Raw genomic sequence first — 19,487 nt, 5'->3', positions numbered from 1 at the left:
CGAGCAGGTCCAAGCATCTGACCCCGTCCCGCGCAGCGATCCAGGTCTATGCATCTGACCCTGTCCCGCACAGCGATCCAGGTCCAAGCATCTGACCTCGTCCCGCGTAGCGAGCTATGTCTTTGGCGTATCTGACTCCGTCCCGCGCAGCGAGCCATTACCATGCTTCTGACCCCGTCCCGCGCAGCGAGACAGGATCATTCGCCTCGCCTCGTCCCGCTGTGCATACAGTTCCTGCGTGCCGCCTCGTCCGCCTCTCCGGGACAGGTCATATTCTCTCTCCTTGTCCGCATAAGCTGGATAGAGCAAGCCAGCGTAGGTAAGGAGAGATTGCGCAAATGTTGGAAGCGGGACTGCATGAAGGACAGCTGCTCACTTTATTGATCATGGCGCTAGCTCTCGGGATGGATGCCTTTTCGCTGGGCGTCGGCATCGGAATGAGGGGCATCCGGATCCGGGACATCTTGAAGCTGAGTCTGATTATCGGCATTTTCCATGTCGTCATGCCGCTTCTGGGTCTGTACACAGGCCATTACATGAGCTTTCTGCTTGGTCACGTTGCGACGGCCGCTGCGGGAATCCTGCTCATTCTGCTCGGCGGCCATATGCTTCTCGCCGCCTGGAGAGGCGATGGAGAATCGCCGTCCTTCGCGGACCACAGAACCGCGGGAGGCATGCTGCTGTTCGCTCTGAGCGTCAGCGTCGATTCCTTCTCCGTCGGAATTTCGCTGGGGATGTTCGCGGCCGACCTGATTCTCACCATCCTGCTGTTCGGACTGGCCGGAGGGCTGATGTCGGTAGCGGGACTGCTGGCCGGCCGGCGCATCGGAAAAAGCCTGGGGAGCTACGGGGAAGCGGCAGGCGGGGCGATTTTACTTACTTTCGGCATCCTCTTCCTGCTGTAGGGTTATCCCGGCGGCAGAGGAAGCCGCTCAAGGGAAAAGGAGAGGAAGTCCATGCGCATCTTGTTTGTCTGTACCGGAAACACTTGCCGTTCCCCGATGGCGGAGGCCTTCCTCAGGGAGCTTTCGGCTGAGAGGGGGCTGCGGCTTGAAGTCCGCTCAGCGGGTGTATCGACCGTGGACGGATTGCCTGTATCGCGCCATGCGCTTCAAGTGCTGGAGAACAACGGCATCGCTCATAAGGGCTCATCGACACCTGCGAGCGGAGGCCTGCTCCAATGGGCCGATCTCGTGCTGACGATGACTTCCTCCCATAAGCAAGCGCTTCTGAGGTATTGGCCGGAAGCTTCCGGGAAAGTCCATACCTTGAAGGAATATGCCTCGCCTGGACAGGACGGAGCGGCGGGAGAGCTGGACAGGCACTATAGCGAAAGAATGATCGCCCAGTCGCTTGGCCGCGGTCCCGACGACGCTTTGGAAAGGCGGATCCGGGAGCTGGAGAGGCAGCTTCCCCATCCGGACATCGCCGACCCGTACGGAGGCTCCTACGAGGATTACGCCCGCTGCGCGGAGGAAATCCGCGAGGCGCTCTCGAGCTTGCTGGAGCGGCCGGAATTCCAGGCCGGCCCTTCCGGGGAAGGGCAGGGCTAGCGAAACGGGCGGCATGAATCCGAGTTCGACAAGCGGCGCTTCCAGCCTGAGACAGGAAACGGCGGCGATGGCGCATCGTATTCCCCAGCGGTTCCGTTTGGGAAAAAGAGGCCCGGCAGAAGGCTTATCCATCATTGACTTTCCCTTTTCGTGTAAGCTATGATGAAGCAAGAAACACGGTTTCCGATGTGACTGGCGACGAAGTGGGAATAACCACGATGGAGCATCGGAACATACGGCCGGTCGCCTGGGCAGAGAGCAAGCACGCAATTTTTTTGCGCGCGTTGCTCTCTTTGTCATTTTGGGTAGTCTCGTCTAAAAGGCCTTCGGTCCGGTATAATAGAACCGAAACGGCGAACTTGTCCTTTATGCCGGAAGCTGCTTGCAGCGGACACGGAAGAGGGCGGAGACAGGAGGATGCTGGGATGACGAATGGATCGGGGCCGGAGGCGGCGATAACCGCCGGGGTCGAAGCGCTTGTGCGCGAGCTCGCTGGCGGCGGACGCCTGCGGGAAGGGCAGCTGCTCGTGCTCGGAGTCAGCACGAGCGAGGTGCTTGGCAGGCATATCGGCACCTCGGGCAGCACGGATGCGGCAGCGGCGATATTTGCCGGCGTGGAGGCGGCGCGCAAGGAGATCGGCTTCACGCCGGTATACCAGTGCTGCGAGCATTTGAACCGGGCGCTCGTCCTGGAGCGTGCCGTTGCCGAGAGGCTTGGACTGGAGCAAGTCGCCGCCGTGCCGGTGCCTGGCGCCGGCGGCTCCATGGCCGCTTATGCCTACCGCCGCCTGGCGGATGCATGCCTCGTGGAGACGGTACAGGCTCATGCCGGCATCGATATCGGCGAAACGCTCATCGGCATGCATTTGCGCCGGGTCGCCGTGCCTCTGCGTCCTTCCCTGAAGCAGATCGGGGAGGCGCGTGTGACGATGGCGTTCACCCGGCCGAAGCTGATCGGAGGCTCCCGAGCCGTCTACGAGCTGCCTCCGGGGGAAGAGTTGTCCGGCTCTGTCGGAAGCTGCGACTGAAAGGCAGCCCTGTCTTAGGCATTGATGTTTTATGCATTGATGTTTTCGCATTGATGTTCTAATCACTGATGTTCTAATCACTGATGCATCCATTATGAGGGAGGACTTGATCCAACATGGAAAATCTCCGCAAGCAGGATCCTGAAGTATTGAAGGCAATGGGGCTCGAGCTGCAGCGCCAGCGCGACAACATCGAGCTGATCGCATCGGAAAACATCGTCAGCGAAGCCGTCCTTGAAGCGATGGGCAGCGTTCTGACGAACAAATACGCCGAAGGCTATCCGGGCAAGCGCTACTATGGCGGCTGCGAGCATGTCGACATCGTGGAAGACATCGCGCGCGACCGCGCGAAGGAGCTGTTCGGCGCCGAGCATGCCAACGTCCAGCCGCATTCCGGCGCGCAAGCCAACATGGCGGTTTACCTGGCTGCCCTTAAGCCTGGCGACACGGTTCTCGGCATGAACCTGGCCCATGGCGGCCATCTGACGCACGGCAGCCCGGTCAACGCATCCGGCCTTTATTACAACTTCGTCGCATACGGCGTCGAGGAAGACACGTTCACGATCGACTACGACAACCTCCGCAAGGCGGCCTTCAAGCATCGCCCGCGCATGATCGTAGCCGGAGCGAGCGCTTATCCGCGCATCATCGACTTCGAGAAGATCGGCCAGATCTCCAAGGACGTCGGCGCGCTCTTCTTCGTCGACATGGCGCATATCGCCGGCCTGGTGGCTGCCGGCCTGCATCCGAGCCCGGTTCCGCATGCGCATTTCGTGACGACGACGACGCACAAGACGCTGCGCGGACCGCGCGGAGGCCTGATCCTCACGACCAAAGCCTGGGCGGCTGCCATCGACAAGGCGGTCTTCCCGGGATCGCAGGGCGGCCCTCTGATGCACATTATCGCGGCCAAAGCCGTAGCGCTGGGCGAGGCTCTGCAGCCTGAATTCAAAACCTACGCCAAAAACGTCATCGACAACGCGAAGGTGCTGGCCGATTCCCTGTCGGGCAAAGGCCTGAACATCGTCTCCGGCGGCACGGACAACCATCTCATGCTGCTCGATACCCGCAACCTGAACATTACGGGCAAGGAAGCCGAGCATGTGCTTGATTCCGTCGGCATCACGGTGAACAAAAACGCCATTCCGTTCGATCCGACGAGCCCGTTCGTCACGAGCGGCATCCGGATCGGAACGCCGGCCGCGACTTCGCGCGGCATGGACGCAGACGCGATGCGCACGATTGCAGACGTCATCGACATGACCCTCCGCAGTCCGAAGGACGAGGCCGTCCTGGAGAAAGCGCGAGGCATCGTGCGCGAGCTCACAGGCCGCTTCCCGCTCTATACCGATATCAAGTATTAATAGGCAAAAAAAGCCCCGTTCGGCGGATTTTCCGCTGGACGGGGTTATTTGCATGGACAGCGGGTCAGCCGTTTTGCCCTGAGAAGCCGAACTTCGTTATTTTCCGCATGCCTGCCATGCAACCGGATCCGGGCCGGCCGGCGCAGGAAATGCGCAGCCGAGGAGGCAAGGGCAGGGGCTGCCTGAAGCCGTCTGCTTTGGGCAGCGATATTTTGCCTTCTACAATGCTTGATGCGCTCGCCCTTGGGGAATGCTATAATAGTTGGGATTATGCTCCGTTGCTGTCGGAGAAAAGCAAATTTTAGCGAAATTCAGGAGGGCAACCCCCATGGGCAATCTGGTCATATGCGACCATCCGCTTATCCAGCACAAGCTGACGTATATTCGGGACAAAGACACCAAGACGAAAGACTTCCGCGAGCTTGTCGACGAAGTAGCCACGCTGATGGCCTATGAGATCACGAGGGAAATGCCCCTGGACACGATCCGGGTGGAAACTCCCGTCGCCGTGGCCGAATCCAAAGTACTGTCCGGCAGGATGCTCGGCATCGTGCCTATTCTGCGCGCCGGCCTGGGCATGGTCGACGGCATCCTCAAGCTGATTCCGGCCGCCAAGGTAGGGCATATCGGCCTCTCCCGCGACCATGACACGCTGCTGCCGACGGAATATTACATCAATCTTCCTACAGACGCGACGGAGCGGCTGCTCATCGTCGTCGATCCGATGCTGGCGACCGGCGGCTCGGCCAACGCCGCCATCGAGGCGCTCAAGAAGCGCGGCTGCACCCAGCTCAAGCTGATGGTGCTGATCGCTTCTCCGGAAGGGATTCGCGCCGTTCAGGAAGCGCATCCCGAGATCGACATTTACGCCGCGGCCGTAGACGAGAAGCTCAACGAGAAGGGTTACATCATTCCGGGCCTTGGCGACGCCGGCGACCGGATGTTCGGAACGAAGTAAGGGGGAGAAGGACCGCATGGAGAAGCTGAAAGTGATGACCGTCTTCGGCACGAGGCCGGAGGCAGTCAAGATGGCGCCGCTTGTGCTGGAGTTGCAGAAGCATTCGGAGCAGATCGAGCCGATCGTCTGCGTGACGGCCCAGCACCGAGAGATTCTGGACCAGGTGCTGGAGCTTTTCCGCATCAAGCCGGATTATGATCTCAACGTCATGAAGGACCGCCAGACGCTGACCGAGACGACCGTCCGCGTGCTTGAGGGGATCGAGCCCGTGCTGAAGGAGGCCCGTCCGGATATCGTGCTCGTGCACGGAGACACGCAGACGACGTTCCTGGCGAGCTACGCTTCGTTCCTGCAGCAGATCCAGGTGGGCCATGTCGAAGCTGGCCTGCGCACCTGGAACAAGATGTCCCCGTACCCGGAGGAGATGAACCGGCAGCTGGCAGGCGTTCTCTCGGACGTGCACTTCGCGCCAACGGACTGGTCCGCAGGCAATCTGCGCCGGGAAAGCAAGCCGGAATCCGCGATCTATGTGACCGGCAATACGGCGACGGACGTCTTCCAGTATACGGTGGATCCGGAGTTCACCCACCCGATGCTGGACTGGGCTGCCGGCAAGCGCCTCATCCTGATGACCGCCCACCGGCGCGAATCGCTAGGGGAGCCGCATCGCAACATCTTCCGCGCCGTCAAGCGCATCGCCGATGAATTCGACGATATCGCCATCGTGTACGCCGTGCATCCGAACCCGGCCGTGCGAGAACCGGCGCAGGAGATCCTCGGCGACCATCCGCGGATCAAGCTGATCGAGCCGCTGGACGTGTTCGAGATTCACAATTTCTTCCCGCATACGTATCTGCTGCTCACCGATTCGGGCGGCATGCAGGAGGAGGCGCCTTCGTTCGGCATTCCGACGCTGGTGCTGCGCGATACGACCGAGCGGCCGGAAGGCATCGAGGCGGGAACGCTGGAGCTGGTCGGCACGGACGAGACCCGCGTCTATGAACGGACCCGCGCGCTGCTTACCGACCAGGGAACGTACGAGCGCATGAGCAAGGCGGCCAATCCGTACGGAGACGGGGCTGCGTCGGAGAGAATCGTCGCCGCGATCCTGCATCATTTTGGCAGAGGCGAGAGACCGGAGCCGTTCACACAACGTTCATAGTTTTCGAGAGAAGAGCGTCAACTCCAACAACGGCACAGCATACAGTTCAACTGTATGGTTTGCCAAAGCGAAAAATCCCGTCATTTCAAGGTTTTTTTGCCCAAGTTCACGGAAAGTTTGCTATTATCAAAATTGACAAACCTTCGATTGCTTGGATAAAATAATGAGGGTTGATTGGGGACAAACCATGGCCAGAAAGAGCAAGGGAGAAGACCCGCTGAAGGCGCTTGCGCTTGTAGGCGCGCTCGGCATCGATGTCGCCATATGCACCTACATCGGTTATTGGCTCGCAGCACGTTACGGGGGAACTCCAGGCTGGATCATCGTCGGGGTGTTCGCCGGACTGGCGGCAGGAATTGTTTCCGTCATCTTTATTGTCAGAAAGGTTCTGGAGGACAGCAATGAATGAAGTGCTCAAGATGACCAAGTCCGCGGTCATGCTGCTTGCAGCCGCACTGCTGCTGATCTGGGTTCTGATTCCGGACTGGCGCACGGTTGCCGCTGGCTGCCTGCTTGGCATAGCGGCAGGATCGTTCAATGCCTTTCTTCTTCGCAGGCGGGTGGAGTGGATCGGGGTCATGGCTTCCGGGGAGGCTCCCAGGAAGACAGGTACCGGAATGGCCGGCAGAATCGCGATGGTGCTGCTCGTCGTCATGATCGCGTACCGCAAGCCGGACTATTTCAATCTTCCCTCCGCCTTGGCTTCATGTTTTGCGGTGCCTTTTGTTATACTGGTATGCGCTTTCTTTGTCAATCTCCGGCGACGCCGTGGAAAGGGGTGAAATATAAGGTATGCATGAATTTCCGATTTACCATTGGAACGGGCTCAACATCGACGTTTCAGCATTTATCGCGATTACGGTATCGGCCGTCATGACGTTCGTTCTGGTCAAGCTGCTGACGCGAAAATTGTCGGTGGCCAATCCTTCCAAGACGCAGAACTTCATGGAATGGGCGGTGGACTTCGTTCATTCGACCATTGCAAGCACGATGCCGCTGAACCGGGTTCGTCCGTTTCTTGGCCTAGGCTTGACGCTGATTCTCTTCATCTTCGTTTCCAACCTGCTCGGTCTTCCCTTCGGCATCGTGACTGAAATCCACGAACCGATGTGGGGAGTGACGGCGGACACGCTCGCCCACCACGGCGGACACGCGGAGCTGGCATGGTGGAAATCGCCTACAGCGGATCTCTCCGTGACTTCGGGCCTCGCGCTCATCGTTTTCCTGCTTGTCCATTTCCTCGGCGTGAAGATGAACGCCAAGCATTATTTCCAGCATTACTTCAAGCCTTACCCGATTTTCTTCCCGTTGAACATCATCGAGACGATCGCGAAGCCGGTCACGCTGGCTCTCCGTTTGTTCGCGAACATCTTCGCGGGCGAGGTGCTGATCGCCACCATCCTCATGCTTGGCGCCATCGGTACGCCGTTCATGATCATCTGGCAAGGCTTCAGTATTTTCGTAGGCGCCATCCAGGCGTTCCTGTTCACGATCCTCACCATGGTGTACATCTCGCAAGCCGCCATTCACGACGAAGACGGCGCGCACTGATCCACAGCAGTCCGAACTGATTTCGAGGACGTCACCGCACGGCTTCGGTCGGTGTTGAAATAACCCACACTCACCCAATTTAGAGGAGGATTTTAAACAATGGAAGTATTGGCAGCAGCAATCGCAGTTGGTCTCGGCGCAGTAGGCGCGGGCGTAGGTAACGGTCTTATCGTCAGCAAAACGGTAGAAGGCATCTCCCGCCAGCCGGAAGCGGCCAGCAAGCTTCAAACGACGATGTTCATCGGCGTAGGTATCGTCGAAGTCGTGCCGATCATCGGCGTCGTTATCGGCTTCCTCGCATTCTTCAGCTAATAGCAGCAGAATCTTGCTGAACTCGACATGGCGGGGAAGGCATTGCCCTCCACGCCATCGTCATAAAATCGGAGATTGCCCAAAGCTTCGAGCTCATGCGGCATCCGGTAATTCGAGCGGCGGCCCCGCCTGATAGGCAGCGGGCTGCGCTCGCATGTATGTGAATGGCAAGTGAAAGGAGAGCGGTCATGGCCTGGCATTGGGAGTCTTTTGTGTACGCGATCGTCGCGTTCCTCATTCTGTACTGGCTGCTGAACAAGTATGCGTTCGGTCCTCTGTTCGGAATCATGGAACAGCGCCGCCAAATGGTACTTGAGCAGATGAATGCGGCCGAGAACAGCCGCAAGGAAGCTTCCGCCGAAATGGAAGCTCAGAAGCAAGCTCTGGCGCAAGCCCGCCAAGAAGCGAACGATATCATCGAAAAGGCTCGGATCACGAGCTCGAAGCAGGCCGACAGCATCATCGATACGGCCCGTTCCGAAGCATCCCGCCTCAAAGAAGATGCCGTCCGCGACATCGAGAGCGAGAAGAACAAAGCCATCGCTTCCCTGCGCAGCGAAGTCGGCAGCATGTCCGTCGCGATTGCATCCAAGATCGTCGAGAAGCAGATCGACGAGAAATCGCAGGAGCAGATCGTTGACAACTACCTCAAAGAGGTAGGAAGCAAATGAGCCGCGACACGGTAATCGCAAAACGTTACGCGCAGGCGCTGTACGATGTTGCGAGCACGCAAAACCTGGTGGCGGAAGTGCGCCAGCAGCTTGAGCTGATCGCCGGAGCCTTGGCATCCGACGGAGACGTATCCCGTTTCCTGTCGACGCCTGGCATCGAGCCGTCCGTCAAGCTTGACATCATCAAAAAAGCAATCGGGGACCGAGTGTCCTCTATTGTTCTGAATACGGTCACGCTCCTGATCGAACGCGGCCGCCAGTCGGCGGTCGGCAGCGTCAGCGAAGCCTACGGCCGAATTGCCGACGAAGCTTCCGGCGAATCCCGCGCGACCGTTTATACGGCAGTCGCGCTCAGCGAAGCCGAGCTCGCGAAGGTGCTCCAGCAATTCGGAGTCATCTCGGGACGGCGCATCATCGGCGAGCAGGTCGTCGAGCCTTCCCTTCTGGGCGGCATCAAGGTCCGCATCGGAGACAAGATCTATGACGGATCCCTCTCCACCAAGCTGGACCGCCTGAGCAAGCAAATCAATTCCCAAGCACTGTAGACAGGGGTGAAGAAATTGAGCATCAGACCTGATGAAATCAGCACGCTGATTAAGCAGCAGATTGAACAATATAAATCCGAGATCCAAGTCGACGAGGTCGGAACGGTTATCCAAGTCGGCGACGGTATCGCTCGCGTGCACGGCCTTGAGAACGCTATGGCCGGCGAGCTGCTCGAGTTCTCCAACGGCGTTGTAGGCATGGCGCTCAACCTTGAGGAGAGCAATGTCGGTGTCGTTATCCTTGGACCGTACACGGACATCCGTGAAGGCGACCAAGTGAAGCGTACGGGCCGCATCATGGAAGTTCCTGTAGGCGACGCTCTTCTGGGCCGCGTTGTCAACGCTCTGGGCCAGCCGCTTGACGGCAACGGTCCGATCGCGACGACGGCTAGCCGTCCGATCGAATCGCCGGCACCGGGCGTCATGGCCCGTAAATCCGTATTCGAGCCGATGCAGACGGGCATCAAGGCGATCGACGCCATGATTCCGATCGGCCGCGGCCAGCGCGAGCTCATCATCGGCGACCGCCAGACGGGCAAAACGCAAATCGCGATCGATACGATCGTCAATCAAAAGGGCAACGGCGTGGTTTGCATCTACGTCGCTATCGGTCAAAAGCAATCCACGGTTCGTACGGTTGTCGAATCCCTCCGCCGCCAAGGCGCGCTGGATTACACGATCGTCGTAACGGCGAGCGCTTCCGAGCCGTCCCCGCTGCTTTACATCGCTCCTTATACGGGCTGCTCCATGGGCGAGTACTTCATGTACAACGGCAAGCATGTTCTCGTCATCTACGATGACCTGTCCAAGCAAGCCGCCGCTTACCGCGAGCTGTCCCTGCTGCTTCGCCGCCCACCGGGCCGGGAAGCCTATCCGGGCGACGTCTTCTACCTGCACTCCCGTCTGCTGGAGCGCGCGGCCAAGCTGAACGACGAGCTCGGCGGCGGTTCCCTTACGGCGCTTCCGTTCATTGAGACGCAAGCCGGGGATATCTCCGCTTACATCCCGACGAACGTCATCTCCATCACGGACGGACAGATCTTCTTGGAATCCGACCTGTTCTACTCCGGCCAGCGTCCGGCTGTCAACGTCGGCAACTCCGTATCCCGCGTAGGCTCCTCCGCTCAAACGAAGGCGATGAAAAAGGTAGCCGGCACGCTCAAGCTTGACCTTGCCCAGTACCGCGAGCTGGCGGCATTCGCCCAATTCGGCTCCGATCTGGACAAAGTAACCAAGTCCCGCCTCGACCGCGGCGAGCGCACGCTGGAAATCCTGAAGCAGGGCATCAACCAGCCTATGCCTCTGGAGCGCCAGGTTGTCTCCCTGTTCGCAGTCACGCGCGGCCATGTGGATGATATCCCGGTTCAGGACGTCCGCCGTTTCGAGGACGAGCTGCTGAGCTTCGTGGATGCCAACAAGCCGGAGATTCTGACTTCCATCCGCGATACCAAAGACCTCTCCTCCGACAACGAGAAAGCTCTTGTAGCTGCCATCCAGGACTTCAAGAAAGGCTTCTCCCGTTCGGTTTAATAGCAAGGAACGATGATGCCGGTCCCCGTGCCTGATTATGGGCATGGGGCCGATAAGTAAGGTGGTGAGTACTAATGGCAAAAGGCATGCGGGAGATCAAGCGCTCGCTCAAGAGCAAGCAGAATATGAAGCAGATCACCAAAGCGATGGAAATGGTCGCTGCGGCGAAGCTTCGCCGCGCGCAGGAGGCGGCATTGTCGGCCCGTCCTTACACGGACAAGATCCGCGAAGTCGTCTCCAGCATCGCCGCCGGCGCAGGCAGCATTCGTCACCCTATGCTGCAGTCTCGCGAGGTGAAGCGCACAGCTTACCTGATCGTGACGTCGGACCGCGGACTCGCTGGCGGTTACAACATCAACGTACTGCGCAAGCTGTCCAATACGATCGCCGAGAAACACCGGTCCAAGGACGAGTACGAAATTCTCGTTGTCGGCCGCAAGGGCAGCGCCTACTTGACGCGCCGCAGCATGAACATCGCCGAGGAAGTGACGGGCATCTCCGATTCCCCGAAATACGGCGATATCAAGCCGGTCGCCTACAAAGCCGTTCAAGGCTTTGAGGAAGGCCGTTATGACGAGGTCTATATCGTCTACAACCGCTTCATCAATGCCATTTCCCAGATTCCGACGATGAAGAAGCTGCTGCCGCTGAGCTCCGATGAGTTCACCGGTTCCGCGGCGCAGTACGAGTACGAGCCGGATGCGGAATCCGTGCTCAGCGTCCTGCTGCCCAAGTATGCCGAGACGGTCGTGTACAGCGCGATTCTCGAAGGCAAGGCGAGCGAATTCGGCGCCCGGATGACGGCAATGGGCAATGCGACGAAGAATGCGACGAAGCTCATCGGCGAGCTTACGCTCTCTTACAACCGCGCGCGTCAGGCTGCGATCACCCAAGAAATCGCGGAGATCGTCGGCGGAGCAAGCGCCCAGCAATAATCACACGCAGAAGAGCAGGCTGCGGCCTGCTTCATAGATGCACGTGCAACTATCTTTACTACAGGAGGGACCCCCATGAGCAACGGTCGCGTTGTCCAGGTACTGGGACCGGTTGTCGACGTTGAATTCGACAACGGCCATCTCCCAGAAATCCTGAACGCAATTAAGATTGAACAAAAGGCCCAGAACTCTTCCGAAAAAGACGTGAAGCTGACTCTCGAAGTGGCTACCCACCTCGGAAACAACACAGTTCGCTGCGTCGCGATGTCCTCCACGGACGGCCTCGTGCGCGGTACGGCCGCTGTTGATACCGGCGCGCCAATCACCGTGCCGGTCGGACCGGCCACGCTCGGCCGCGTATTCAGCGTTGTCGGCGATCCGATCGACAACAACGGGGACGTAGACCGCAGCATCACGCTGCCGATTCACCGTCAAGCTCCGGTATTCGAGGATCTGTCCACGCAGCAGGAAATTCTGGAAACCGGCATCAAGGTCATCGACCTGATGGCTCCGTACGCCAAGGGCGGCAAAGTCGGCTTGTTCGGCGGCGCCGGCGTAGGCAAAACGGTAACGATGCAGGAGCTTATCCACAACATCGCTTCCGAGCACGGCGGTATTTCCGTATTTGCCGGCGTAGGCGAGCGTACTCGTGAAGGCAACGACCTTTATCACGAGATGAGCGAATCCGGCGTTATCGAGAAAACGGCCATGGTATTCGGCCAGATGAACGAGCCTCCAGGCGCGCGTCTTCGCGTAGCCCTGACCGGTCTGACGATGGCGGAATACTTCCGCGATCAAGAAAACCGCGACGTGCTCCTGTTCGTCGACAACATCTTCCGCTTCACCCAAGCGGGCTCCGAAGTATCCGCGCTGCTCGGCCGCATGCCGTCCGCGGTAGGTTACCAGCCGACGCTGGCAACCGAGATGGGCCAGCTCCAGGAGCGCATCACTTCCACCAAGAACGGCTCGGTTACGTCGATCCAGGCGATCTACGTTCCAGCCGATGACTACACCGACCCGGCCCCTGCCACGGCGTTTGCCCACTTGGATTCCACGACCAACCTGGAGCGTAACATCGCCGCTATGGGTATCTTCCCGGCTGTCGACCCGCTGGCTTCGTCCTCGCGCGTCCTGACTCCGGAAATCGTCGGCGAAGAGCACTATCAAGTGGCTCAAAGCGTGAAGAAGCTTCTTCAGCGCTACAAAGAGCTGCTCGATATCATCGCGATTCTCGGCATGGACGAACTGTCCGAGGAAGACAAGCTTGTCGTGCTTCGCGCACGCCGCGTCCAGCTGTTCCTGTCGCAGCCTCTTCACGTTGCAGCAGCGTTCAACGGCATGCCTGGCCTGTCCGTACGAATCAAGGATACGGTCCGGGGCTTCAAGGAAATTCTTGAAGGCAAGCATGATGATCTTCCGGAACCAGCGTTCCATAACGTCGGAACGATTGAAGACGCCGTTGCCAAAGCGAAGAAGCTCGCTCAAGAGGTTTAATCCTCGGCGGATGGAGGTTATCGTATGAGCACCTTACTGCTTGAAATCGTTACGCCGGAGCGTACCGTATATTCCAAGGATGTGAACATGGTCATCATCCGCGGAGTAGAGGGCGAGATGGGCATTCTGCCTAATCACGTTCCTACGGTTACGCCTCTGAAGATATCCGCCGTTACGGCGAAAATCGGCAGCAATTATGAAAACATCGCGGTGAGCGGAGGCTTTGCCGAGGTTCGTCACGAGAAAGTCGTCATTCTGGCCGAAAGCGCCGAGCTTCCGGGCGAAATCGATGTGGACCGCGCAGAGCTGGCCAAGAAGCGCGCTGAAGAGCGCATTCGCAACCGCAACAAGGAAACCGTCGATTATCATCGTGCGGAGCTTGCGCTTCAACGTGCGCTCAACCGTCTGAACACCAGAGGTTGATTCCGTCATCAAAGCCCCTCCCCTGTTATCTGGCGATAACGGAGGAGGGGCTTTTTTATTCTCTTATAATGGAATCTACTGGGATCTGAATCGATTCCGGCTATACCGGCGAAATCGCCTGGGGAGGACAGGGGAAATGAGGGTAGGGACACTTTTTATTATGAGCATGTTGGCGGCAGCTTTATTGACGGCACGGATTCACGGCCTCGATTCAAAGAGGTCCATAAGGGACAATCTGCTCTTTTGCTTCCTGCTTGTCGCGGGCGGCGGGGTTCTAATGGGGACGGGCTTTTCGGAATCCGAATCCACTTCTTTCTTGGGCAGATTGTTCATCCTGACCGGCATGTGGACCGGGATATTCAGCTTTCTTAAGCATGATGCCAATGGAGATAAAGAGAGTTAAGGACTGCGGCAGGGGATGTTTGACCGAAAGTCCGATGACAATGAAGCCAAGGGTGGATGACGATCGTCTCTGTAATCAAGTATGATAATGTCATGAGGAGCAGCTTCATCTCATGCAATGACGGAGTTCACCAATAGCCTTTGAGCCCTAGAATCAACGGCAATTCTCGAAAATGAAGAGACCTATACGGTTACAGCGATCCCTAGGCTCGTATGGCTAGAACGTTAAATTCGCCGCTATCGGACTGCCATTGCAGATATTGAATGCTGGCAATAAGTCGTTGCAGACTATAAAGCCATCGCAGTCAATAAGTCGTTGCCGTCTATAAAGCCATCGCAGTCAATACATCCTAGCAAGTCAATACGAATCCCTACATCCTTACATCCATGACAACGGGGAGAGTGCTCAAGGAATGATTGATATCCATACCCACATCCTTCCCGGCATCGACGACGGAGCCAGGAACGAGGAGCAAATGCTCGCCTTGGCGAGAGCTGCGCAGCTTGAAGGCATCACCGATATCGTCGCTACCCCTCATCACGCCAACGGAGCTTACTGGAATGCGGCAGCCGACGTGCGGGAGCTGACGCGGCGGACCGGAGAGTTGCTGCAGCAGCATGGCATTCCGATTGCTTTGCATCCGGGCCAAGAAATCCGGGTCCATGCGGAGCTGCTCGACAATTGGGAGAAGAGGGAGCTGCTGACGCTTGCGGATACCCCTTATATGCTGCTTGAAATGCCGACCGCGGAGATACCTTCCGGAATGGCCGAGCTGGTCTATGAGCTGACGCTTCAAGGGGTGCGGCCTGTCATAGCCCATCCTGAACGCAACGAGCAGGCCATGCGCGAGCCCGCTCTTCTGGAAGAGCTCATCTCGCTCGGGGCTTGGGGACAAGTGACGACGCATTCGCTGCTGGGTCTGTACGGAAGATCGATCGAGAAAGCTTCCTGGTCGATGATGCGTTCCGGTCTCGTCCATCTTGTCTCCTCCGATGCGCATCATGCGGAGCGCCGCGGATTCCGCTTGGCGGCCGCCTATGCCGCCATCGCCGAACGGCTCGGGGAAGACTACAAAGCTTATTTCATGCAAAATGCGGTCAGCCTCCTCGCGGGAGACGACCTGCTTGGGGCGGAGCAGCGGCCGGCGGCAGCGGCTTCGGGAGGAAGGCCGCAAGGCTTGCTGAGAAGCTTGTTCGGCCGGCGGGGCCGCTAAATGGACCGTCACCTTTTGCATGTAACGAACCTTTGGTTGTAACAGCAGACTGGTTTGGCCCAAGCGGGTCGATTTGGACGGAGGTGCTTCTACCGCGGCCGTACTTGCCGTTACTGCCGCTCTCCTGAGCATGCCGCGCTTGCGAGACCCGCTGGGGCGGGCAGCGGGATTGGAAGGCACAGCGGGCGAAGCCAATTTGAACCAAAAAAAGCTTTGGGCCTGCTCGCGGCCCAAAGCTTTTTTGGTTCAGCCGGCTGAAACGGACGGCTGGATGGAATAGGTCGCCCGCTTCGTCTGCACCCGGATCTCTCCGTCCTGTTCGATGAGGGAGTCATCCGCTTGGAGCGGAATTTCATAGGAGTCGCCAGGCACGGGCTCACGGCCCTTGTCGGTGACGATGCTGGCCGAACCGTGTAGCAGCAGGATCGTTCCCGACACATAATCATCCGGAGAAGGATTATGCAGCAGCTCCGCTCCGCTGAACGTCATGCGGACCTTATCCCAATCTCCGTCTTCCTGCTTGACGATATCGACATCCTCGCCCTTGCGGGCTTCCAGCAGCTCCAGCAGCCGGCTGACATTCATGGCATCCGACATGGACCATCTCCACCTTTCCTGGTACGAATTGAAATGTACGGCCGGGGGACATCTGCGACCGGCTGCAGGACGCGCCGCAGATCGCCGAGTCTGACAACAGCCGCCTGATTGCAGTTGATTCCTGGAGGCTCTTCTGATCTTTATTTACAGCAAACGCCGTAAAATGAAGCATGCGGAACGACCCTCGGGAAGGCGCCGACCGAGACGGCCAGCGGTGGATTCAGTCGTCCTTGCGTCCATAGCTGCGGGCAAAGCTTTTGACCCGGTTGTAGGCGGCCCGGTCGATTTTTTTGAACGCCCCGTACTGGGGATGGTTCGTATTGACCTCCAGCACCCACAGCCTTTTGCTCCGGTCGATCGCGAAGTCGATTCCCATCTCGCGCATGCCGCCGTAACGGCGGGACAGCGACTTGGATATCTTCAGCGCCGACTCTTCGATGAACTCATTGTTGGCGAGGGCAGGGGCGGCTCGCATTCCTTGCATTTTCCACAGCCTGGACAGCTGGTAAAGCTTGGCGCCCTGATGGGCGTTTGTCACGATGCGATTGGGCAGCGCCACTTTAGCTATCAAAGCCGTGCAGGTCCAGGGTCCATTGGGCTTGCGCTGCACCATGGCGCGGATATCGTATGGCTTCCCTTCGATTCGGTCGAGCGGAATGCCGCGCTGGATAATCAGCTTTCCGAATTTCCGGGTTTTCCGGATATGTTCGTACACCTGATCGAGATTTCCGAACGCGCGGGAAATCTGTTTGCGGGAAATCACGGAGGTGAGCTGATATCCGCCCCCATTGCGGCGGCGAAGCTTATGGATTCCGATGCCGAGAGAGCCGATATTCGGCTTGATATACAGAATTTCAAAGCGCGAAGCCATTTTCTTCAGCTGCTTGCGGGAAAAATCGGCCGTCCGTGGAACAAAGTGCGCCGTAGCCGGATCCCTGCGCAGCATCCGGCTCACTCGAAGTTTTCCCCAAAGGGTGCGGGAATTATAGGTTTTGATGTATTTTTTTATTGTTGGCATCCTGCTTGATCACCTCTCCCCCTACCTTATGCCTCCAGGCTTGGACGGACGTGTGCGGATGACATGCCCCTGGCTCAAAAAAGCGTCCGGCCGGATAAGGAACAGAAATGCTGCGCAAGCTGATTTCAGGCGTGCCTGTTTGTCCCGGCCCGGATGGGGTAATGAGAAGACATGAAGCCTGATTGCAGGGAAATGAATATTCGGAAGGGGAATGTAAAAAATGGCAACTCAAACCGCCAGCCGCGGCAAAGCGGCAAAGAATACGAAGACGCAGGATGCGCTGAACCGTCAAGTAGCTTCGATGGGCGTGCTGTACATGAAGCTCCATTCCTTCCACTGGAATGTGACCGGTCCTAATTTCTATACTCTCCACGTCAAGTTCGAGGAGTTCTATAATGCCGTTACCCTTATGTTCGACGAAGCGGCGGAGCGCCTGATCGGAATCGGCGGCAAGCCGGTATCCACCATGAAGGGCATGCTGGATCTGTCTTCCATCAAGGAGGCGACGGAAAAAGAAGATGCCGAAACGATGGTGCGGAATCTGATCGACGACTTCAATACCCTTGCCGAGGACATGAAGGTAGCTGCCGAGACGGCCGAAGAAGAAGACGATGCGGCGACGAGCGATATTCTGACCGGCATGGTGGAGCAGCTGGACCAGCACCGCTGGATGCTGGAGAAGTTTTTGGCGTAGCCGCAAGCGCCTTCCGGGATAATAGCAAGTGCAAATAGGCCCTTCGGATTTCCGGAGGGCCTGTTGTTGTATCCATTTTGTGAACGCTACAGGAATAGCGCCTTGCGGCCCGAATTATTGATAGAATGGTTAAGCGAGTGAATTCCTTCATCACATCATGCGCTTCGCGATGCTTCCTCGATCAACGGCGGAAAAGCAGGGATAGATGCGCGCGGGCGTCATAGGATAGATACGAGCAAAGGATTTGAGGCTTATGAAAGCAAGGATTCAAGCTCACGCCGCCCATAGCCGCGCGCTTAGATGCGGCCATGCCGCGGCTCTTCTTGCGGCCGTCACCCTGGCGGCAGCCCCGTCCATGCCGCCCGGCAGCGCAAGCGGCATGGCGGCGAAGCCGGACGACGAGGCCCGGATCCAGCAAGAAGGTCCGGCTGCCCCCAAGGCGAACGATCCCGGCCTGGCGAAGCAAGCTTTTCTCCATCAGATCGGAGCCAACAAAGCCTGGAAGCTGGTCACGGAGCAGACCTCCATTACAATCGCGGTCGTAGACACAGGCGTTGATCTGGATCATCCCGATCTTCAGCCCAATCTGCTTCCGGGCATCAATCTGCTGAAGCCGGATGAGCCTCCGCGGGACGACAACGGCCACGGCACGAGCGTCGCGGGCGTCGTTGCGGCAGCGGGCAACAACGGCAAGGGAGTGGCGGGAGTCATCTGGAAAGCCCGCATTCTTCCGATCAAGGCTCTCGACCGCAACGGCTATGGCGACGAACGCCAGCTTGGCGAAGGCATCCGCAAGGCCATTTCGGAAGGAGCGCGCATCGTTGTCTTGTCCGTAGGTCTCTACCATTCCTCGCCATACATGAGGGATATCGCCGCCCTGGCCGAACAGAAGGGCGTGCTTCTTGTTGCCGCCGCAGGCAATGACGGCCGCCGCTTCGGCAGCCGCGCCGCCGTGAAGTATCCGGCTGCTTATCCGACTGTGCTGGCCGTAGGAGGAGTCGGCCCCGACGGACTTCCGGACTCGCGCTCCAACCAGGGGCCGGAGCTGGACATCGCTGCTCCGTGGAAGGTGTATACGACCGCTGCGGGCGGCGGATACCATTACGTGGAGGGCACCTCCATGGCTGCTCCCCAGGCTGCGGCCGCAGCAGCGCTGTTATGGGCGAAATACCCGTCTCTCAAACCTTATCAGATCCGCTCCATGCTGCGGCAGACGGCCAAAGACGAGGGAGCAAAGGGATTCGACTATGGAGCCGGCTACGGCCTTCTGAGAATCGATTCCGCTCTTGCAGACCGCTACAAGGCTGATCCGCATGAACCGGACGACTCGGCCAAGACAGCCGCGGCGCTCCCTCTGGGCAAGCAGCTGTCGGGACAGCTTTCCGGAACCGGGGATCGGGATTGGTACCGACTGGAATGCCCGTACGACGGCATCGTCAGCCTGGACTATACCCAGCTCACTTCTCCCGGCGCCGGCGCGTCCGCCGTCCGGATCGAGCTGGAGGAAGCGGGGAGCGTCAAGAAAATGCCGCTGAAGCTCCGCAACCATAAGCTTGAATGGCACGTCAGAAAAGGAACGAACCGGCTGATGCTGCGGCTCGAGCCCGGAAGCGGTGCGAAGCAGGTGCCTTATCTGCTTTCGACGCGCCTGCGCATGCTGCCCGACAAGGGGGAGAGCAATGATACGGCTGGCAAAGCCTATCCTTTGGCCGACCGTTCCCTCGAATTTCAAGGAACCTTCCATCAAGCGGCGGATGTGGACTGGTATTCGATCCGGGTCGCCAAGAAAGGCACGATGCGGCTGCAGGTGGAGGCAGGCACGATGCGGATGGATCCGGCCTTCTCCTACCGCAGGGCCGGAGGAGAAGCTCTGGCTGTGGACAGCAACGGGGAAGGCGTAGCGGAAACAAGTCCGCTTATACCGGTCACCCCAGGCACCTACGAAATCAAGGTATGGGATGCGGGGGAAGACGCTGCGGCGCCGGCAACAGGCTACTATACGCTCAAGGTGACGCGCGGCGGCTGAGCATGCCGCT

At 58.5% G+C, this 19,487-nt stretch carries 22 protein-coding genes and 1 riboswitch; of the genes, 20 read left to right on the top strand and 2 right to left on the bottom strand.

Going from position 1 to position 19,487, the window contains the following annotated elements:
- Positions 1-338 precede the first annotated feature (338 nt).
- From VE23_RS14780 to VE23_RS14695, 18 genes are all read left to right on the top strand, one after another.
- Positions 339-905 carry a manganese efflux pump MntP gene (locus tag VE23_RS14780; RefSeq protein ID WP_048747642.1) on the top strand — a complete coding sequence of 189 codons (567 nt, stop codon included), beginning with the start codon at positions 339-341 and terminating at the stop codon, positions 903-905.
- A gap of 51 nt (positions 906-956) precedes the next feature.
- Positions 957-1,553 (top strand): low molecular weight protein arginine phosphatase, encoded by a 597-nt coding sequence (locus tag VE23_RS14775; RefSeq protein WP_049868384.1) that lies wholly within the window; start codon positions 957-959, stop codon positions 1,551-1,553.
- Between the two features lie 178 nt (positions 1,554-1,731).
- Positions 1,732-1,813, top strand: a riboswitch (ZMP/ZTP riboswitch).
- Between the two features lie 165 nt (positions 1,814-1,978).
- On the top strand, positions 1,979-2,581 hold the full coding sequence (locus VE23_RS14770; RefSeq protein ID WP_049868383.1) for a TIGR01440 family protein: 603 nt from the start codon (positions 1,979-1,981) through the stop codon (positions 2,579-2,581).
- A 116-nt stretch (positions 2,582-2,697) separates the two neighbouring features.
- Positions 2,698-3,945, top strand: a complete 1,248-nt coding sequence (gene glyA / locus VE23_RS14765; RefSeq protein WP_049868382.1) for a serine hydroxymethyltransferase — start codon at positions 2,698-2,700, stop codon at positions 3,943-3,945.
- 328 nt (positions 3,946-4,273) lie between these two features.
- Entirely contained in the window at positions 4,274-4,903 is a 630-nt protein-coding gene (gene upp / locus VE23_RS14760) for a uracil phosphoribosyltransferase (RefSeq protein WP_048747635.1), read from the top strand.
- 16 nt (positions 4,904-4,919) lie between these two features.
- On the top strand, positions 4,920-6,065 hold the full coding sequence (gene wecB / locus VE23_RS14755) for a non-hydrolyzing UDP-N-acetylglucosamine 2-epimerase (RefSeq protein ID WP_048747632.1): 1,146 nt from the start codon (positions 4,920-4,922) through the stop codon (positions 6,063-6,065).
- A 187-nt stretch (positions 6,066-6,252) separates the two neighbouring features.
- The gene (locus VE23_RS14750) at positions 6,253-6,474 is read left to right on the top strand and encodes an AtpZ/AtpI family protein (RefSeq protein ID WP_049868381.1); all 222 of its coding nucleotides are present in this window, start codon (positions 6,253-6,255) and stop codon (positions 6,472-6,474) included.
- Entirely contained in the window at positions 6,467-6,847 is a 381-nt protein-coding gene (locus VE23_RS14745) for an ATP synthase subunit I (protein ID WP_021880551.1), read from the top strand. Before VE23_RS14750 ends, VE23_RS14745 begins: the two co-directional genes overlap by 8 nt.
- 10 nt (positions 6,848-6,857) lie before the next feature.
- Positions 6,858-7,616, top strand: coding sequence for a F0F1 ATP synthase subunit A (atpB, locus tag VE23_RS14740; RefSeq protein WP_021880552.1), 759 nt, complete (start codon positions 6,858-6,860; stop codon positions 7,614-7,616).
- Positions 7,617-7,715: 99 nt separating this feature from the next.
- The gene (gene atpE, locus VE23_RS14735) at positions 7,716-7,928 is read left to right on the top strand and encodes a F0F1 ATP synthase subunit C (RefSeq protein ID WP_021880553.1); all 213 of its coding nucleotides are present in this window, start codon (positions 7,716-7,718) and stop codon (positions 7,926-7,928) included.
- A 188-nt stretch (positions 7,929-8,116) separates the two neighbouring features.
- Positions 8,117-8,599 carry a F0F1 ATP synthase subunit B gene (atpF, locus tag VE23_RS14730; RefSeq protein ID WP_048747629.1) on the top strand — a complete coding sequence of 161 codons (483 nt, stop codon included), beginning with the start codon at positions 8,117-8,119 and terminating at the stop codon, positions 8,597-8,599.
- Positions 8,596-9,144, top strand: a complete 549-nt coding sequence (locus tag VE23_RS14725) for a F0F1 ATP synthase subunit delta (RefSeq protein WP_049868380.1) — start codon at positions 8,596-8,598, stop codon at positions 9,142-9,144. Before atpF ends, VE23_RS14725 begins: the two co-directional genes overlap by 4 nt.
- 15 nt (positions 9,145-9,159) lie before the next feature.
- The gene (gene atpA / locus VE23_RS14720; protein ID WP_048747627.1) at positions 9,160-10,674 is read left to right on the top strand and encodes a F0F1 ATP synthase subunit alpha; all 1,515 of its coding nucleotides are present in this window, start codon (positions 9,160-9,162) and stop codon (positions 10,672-10,674) included.
- A 74-nt stretch (positions 10,675-10,748) separates the two neighbouring features.
- The gene (gene atpG, locus VE23_RS14715; protein ID WP_048747625.1) at positions 10,749-11,609 is read left to right on the top strand and encodes an ATP synthase F1 subunit gamma; all 861 of its coding nucleotides are present in this window, start codon (positions 10,749-10,751) and stop codon (positions 11,607-11,609) included.
- 75 nt (positions 11,610-11,684) lie between these two features.
- Positions 11,685-13,103 carry a F0F1 ATP synthase subunit beta gene (gene atpD / locus VE23_RS14710; RefSeq protein WP_048745692.1) on the top strand — a complete coding sequence of 473 codons (1,419 nt, stop codon included), beginning with the start codon at positions 11,685-11,687 and terminating at the stop codon, positions 13,101-13,103.
- A gap of 24 nt (positions 13,104-13,127) precedes the next feature.
- On the top strand, positions 13,128-13,526 hold the full coding sequence (locus VE23_RS14705) for a F0F1 ATP synthase subunit epsilon (RefSeq protein WP_021880559.1): 399 nt from the start codon (positions 13,128-13,130) through the stop codon (positions 13,524-13,526).
- A gap of 136 nt (positions 13,527-13,662) precedes the next feature.
- Positions 13,663-13,929 (top strand): hypothetical protein, encoded by a 267-nt coding sequence (locus VE23_RS14700; protein WP_049868379.1) that lies wholly within the window; start codon positions 13,663-13,665, stop codon positions 13,927-13,929.
- Between the two features lie 412 nt (positions 13,930-14,341).
- Positions 14,342-15,142 (top strand): tyrosine-protein phosphatase, encoded by an 801-nt coding sequence (locus VE23_RS14695; RefSeq protein ID WP_048745688.1) that lies wholly within the window; start codon positions 14,342-14,344, stop codon positions 15,140-15,142.
- Between the two features lie 246 nt (positions 15,143-15,388).
- Here the strand turns inward: VE23_RS14695 and VE23_RS14690 are convergent, their stop codons facing one another.
- On the bottom strand, positions 15,389-15,739 hold the full coding sequence (locus VE23_RS14690; protein ID WP_021880562.1) for a hypothetical protein: 351 nt from the start codon (positions 15,737-15,739) through the stop codon (positions 15,389-15,391).
- 220 nt (positions 15,740-15,959) lie between these two features.
- Positions 15,960-16,757 (bottom strand): YheC/YheD family protein, encoded by a 798-nt coding sequence (locus VE23_RS14685; RefSeq protein WP_049868378.1) that lies wholly within the window; start codon positions 16,755-16,757, stop codon positions 15,960-15,962.
- 220 nt (positions 16,758-16,977) lie between these two features.
- Here VE23_RS14685 and VE23_RS14680 point away from each other — a divergent pair, with 220 nt between their 5' ends.
- Together VE23_RS14680 and VE23_RS14675 are read left to right on the top strand one after the other, a co-directional pair.
- The gene (locus tag VE23_RS14680) at positions 16,978-17,451 is read left to right on the top strand and encodes a Dps family protein (RefSeq protein ID WP_021880564.1); all 474 of its coding nucleotides are present in this window, start codon (positions 16,978-16,980) and stop codon (positions 17,449-17,451) included.
- A gap of 253 nt (positions 17,452-17,704) precedes the next feature.
- Positions 17,705-19,477, top strand: coding sequence for a S8 family serine peptidase (locus tag VE23_RS14675; protein WP_049868377.1), 1,773 nt, complete (start codon positions 17,705-17,707; stop codon positions 19,475-19,477).
- Positions 19,478-19,487: the final 10 nt, after the last annotated feature.

The sequence above is a fragment of the Paenibacillus sp. D9 genome, from assembly GCF_001188365.1.
Lineage (GTDB): Bacteria > Bacillota > Bacilli > Paenibacillales > Paenibacillaceae > Paenibacillus_O > Paenibacillus_O humicus.
This window is presented reverse-complemented; position numbering and strand designations above follow the sequence as displayed.

Coding starts and splice junctions, on each gene's coding strand:
- upp (WP_048747635.1), top strand. CDS start 4,274: ATGGGCAATCTGGTCATATGCGACCATCCGCTTATCCAGCACAAGCTG.
- VE23_RS14690 (WP_021880562.1), bottom strand. CDS start 15,739: ATGTCGGATGCCATGAATGTCAGCCGGCTGCTGGAGCTGCTGGAAGCC.
- atpD (WP_048745692.1), top strand. CDS start 11,685: ATGAGCAACGGTCGCGTTGTCCAGGTACTGGGACCGGTTGTCGACGTT.
- VE23_RS14680 (WP_021880564.1), top strand. CDS start 16,978: ATGGCAACTCAAACCGCCAGCCGCGGCAAAGCGGCAAAGAATACGAAG.
- VE23_RS14750 (WP_049868381.1), top strand. CDS start 6,253: ATGGCCAGAAAGAGCAAGGGAGAAGACCCGCTGAAGGCGCTTGCGCTT.
- glyA (WP_049868382.1), top strand. CDS start 2,698: ATGGAAAATCTCCGCAAGCAGGATCCTGAAGTATTGAAGGCAATGGGG.
- VE23_RS14775 (WP_049868384.1), top strand. CDS start 957: ATGCGCATCTTGTTTGTCTGTACCGGAAACACTTGCCGTTCCCCGATG.
- VE23_RS14685 (WP_049868378.1), bottom strand. CDS start 16,757: ATGCCAACAATAAAAAAATACATCAAAACCTATAATTCCCGCACCCTT.
- wecB (WP_048747632.1), top strand. CDS start 4,920: ATGGAGAAGCTGAAAGTGATGACCGTCTTCGGCACGAGGCCGGAGGCA.
- VE23_RS14725 (WP_049868380.1), top strand. CDS start 8,596: ATGAGCCGCGACACGGTAATCGCAAAACGTTACGCGCAGGCGCTGTAC.
- VE23_RS14780 (WP_048747642.1), top strand. CDS start 339: ATGTTGGAAGCGGGACTGCATGAAGGACAGCTGCTCACTTTATTGATC.
- VE23_RS14700 (WP_049868379.1), top strand. CDS start 13,663: ATGAGGGTAGGGACACTTTTTATTATGAGCATGTTGGCGGCAGCTTTA.
- atpF (WP_048747629.1), top strand. CDS start 8,117: ATGGCCTGGCATTGGGAGTCTTTTGTGTACGCGATCGTCGCGTTCCTC.
- VE23_RS14770 (WP_049868383.1), top strand. CDS start 1,979: ATGACGAATGGATCGGGGCCGGAGGCGGCGATAACCGCCGGGGTCGAA.
- atpE (WP_021880553.1), top strand. CDS start 7,716: ATGGAAGTATTGGCAGCAGCAATCGCAGTTGGTCTCGGCGCAGTAGGC.
- atpG (WP_048747625.1), top strand. CDS start 10,749: ATGGCAAAAGGCATGCGGGAGATCAAGCGCTCGCTCAAGAGCAAGCAG.
- atpB (WP_021880552.1), top strand. CDS start 6,858: ATGCATGAATTTCCGATTTACCATTGGAACGGGCTCAACATCGACGTT.
- VE23_RS14745 (WP_021880551.1), top strand. CDS start 6,467: ATGAATGAAGTGCTCAAGATGACCAAGTCCGCGGTCATGCTGCTTGCA.
- VE23_RS14705 (WP_021880559.1), top strand. CDS start 13,128: ATGAGCACCTTACTGCTTGAAATCGTTACGCCGGAGCGTACCGTATAT.
- VE23_RS14695 (WP_048745688.1), top strand. CDS start 14,342: ATGATTGATATCCATACCCACATCCTTCCCGGCATCGACGACGGAGCC.
- VE23_RS14675 (WP_049868377.1), top strand. CDS start 17,705: ATGAAAGCAAGGATTCAAGCTCACGCCGCCCATAGCCGCGCGCTTAGA.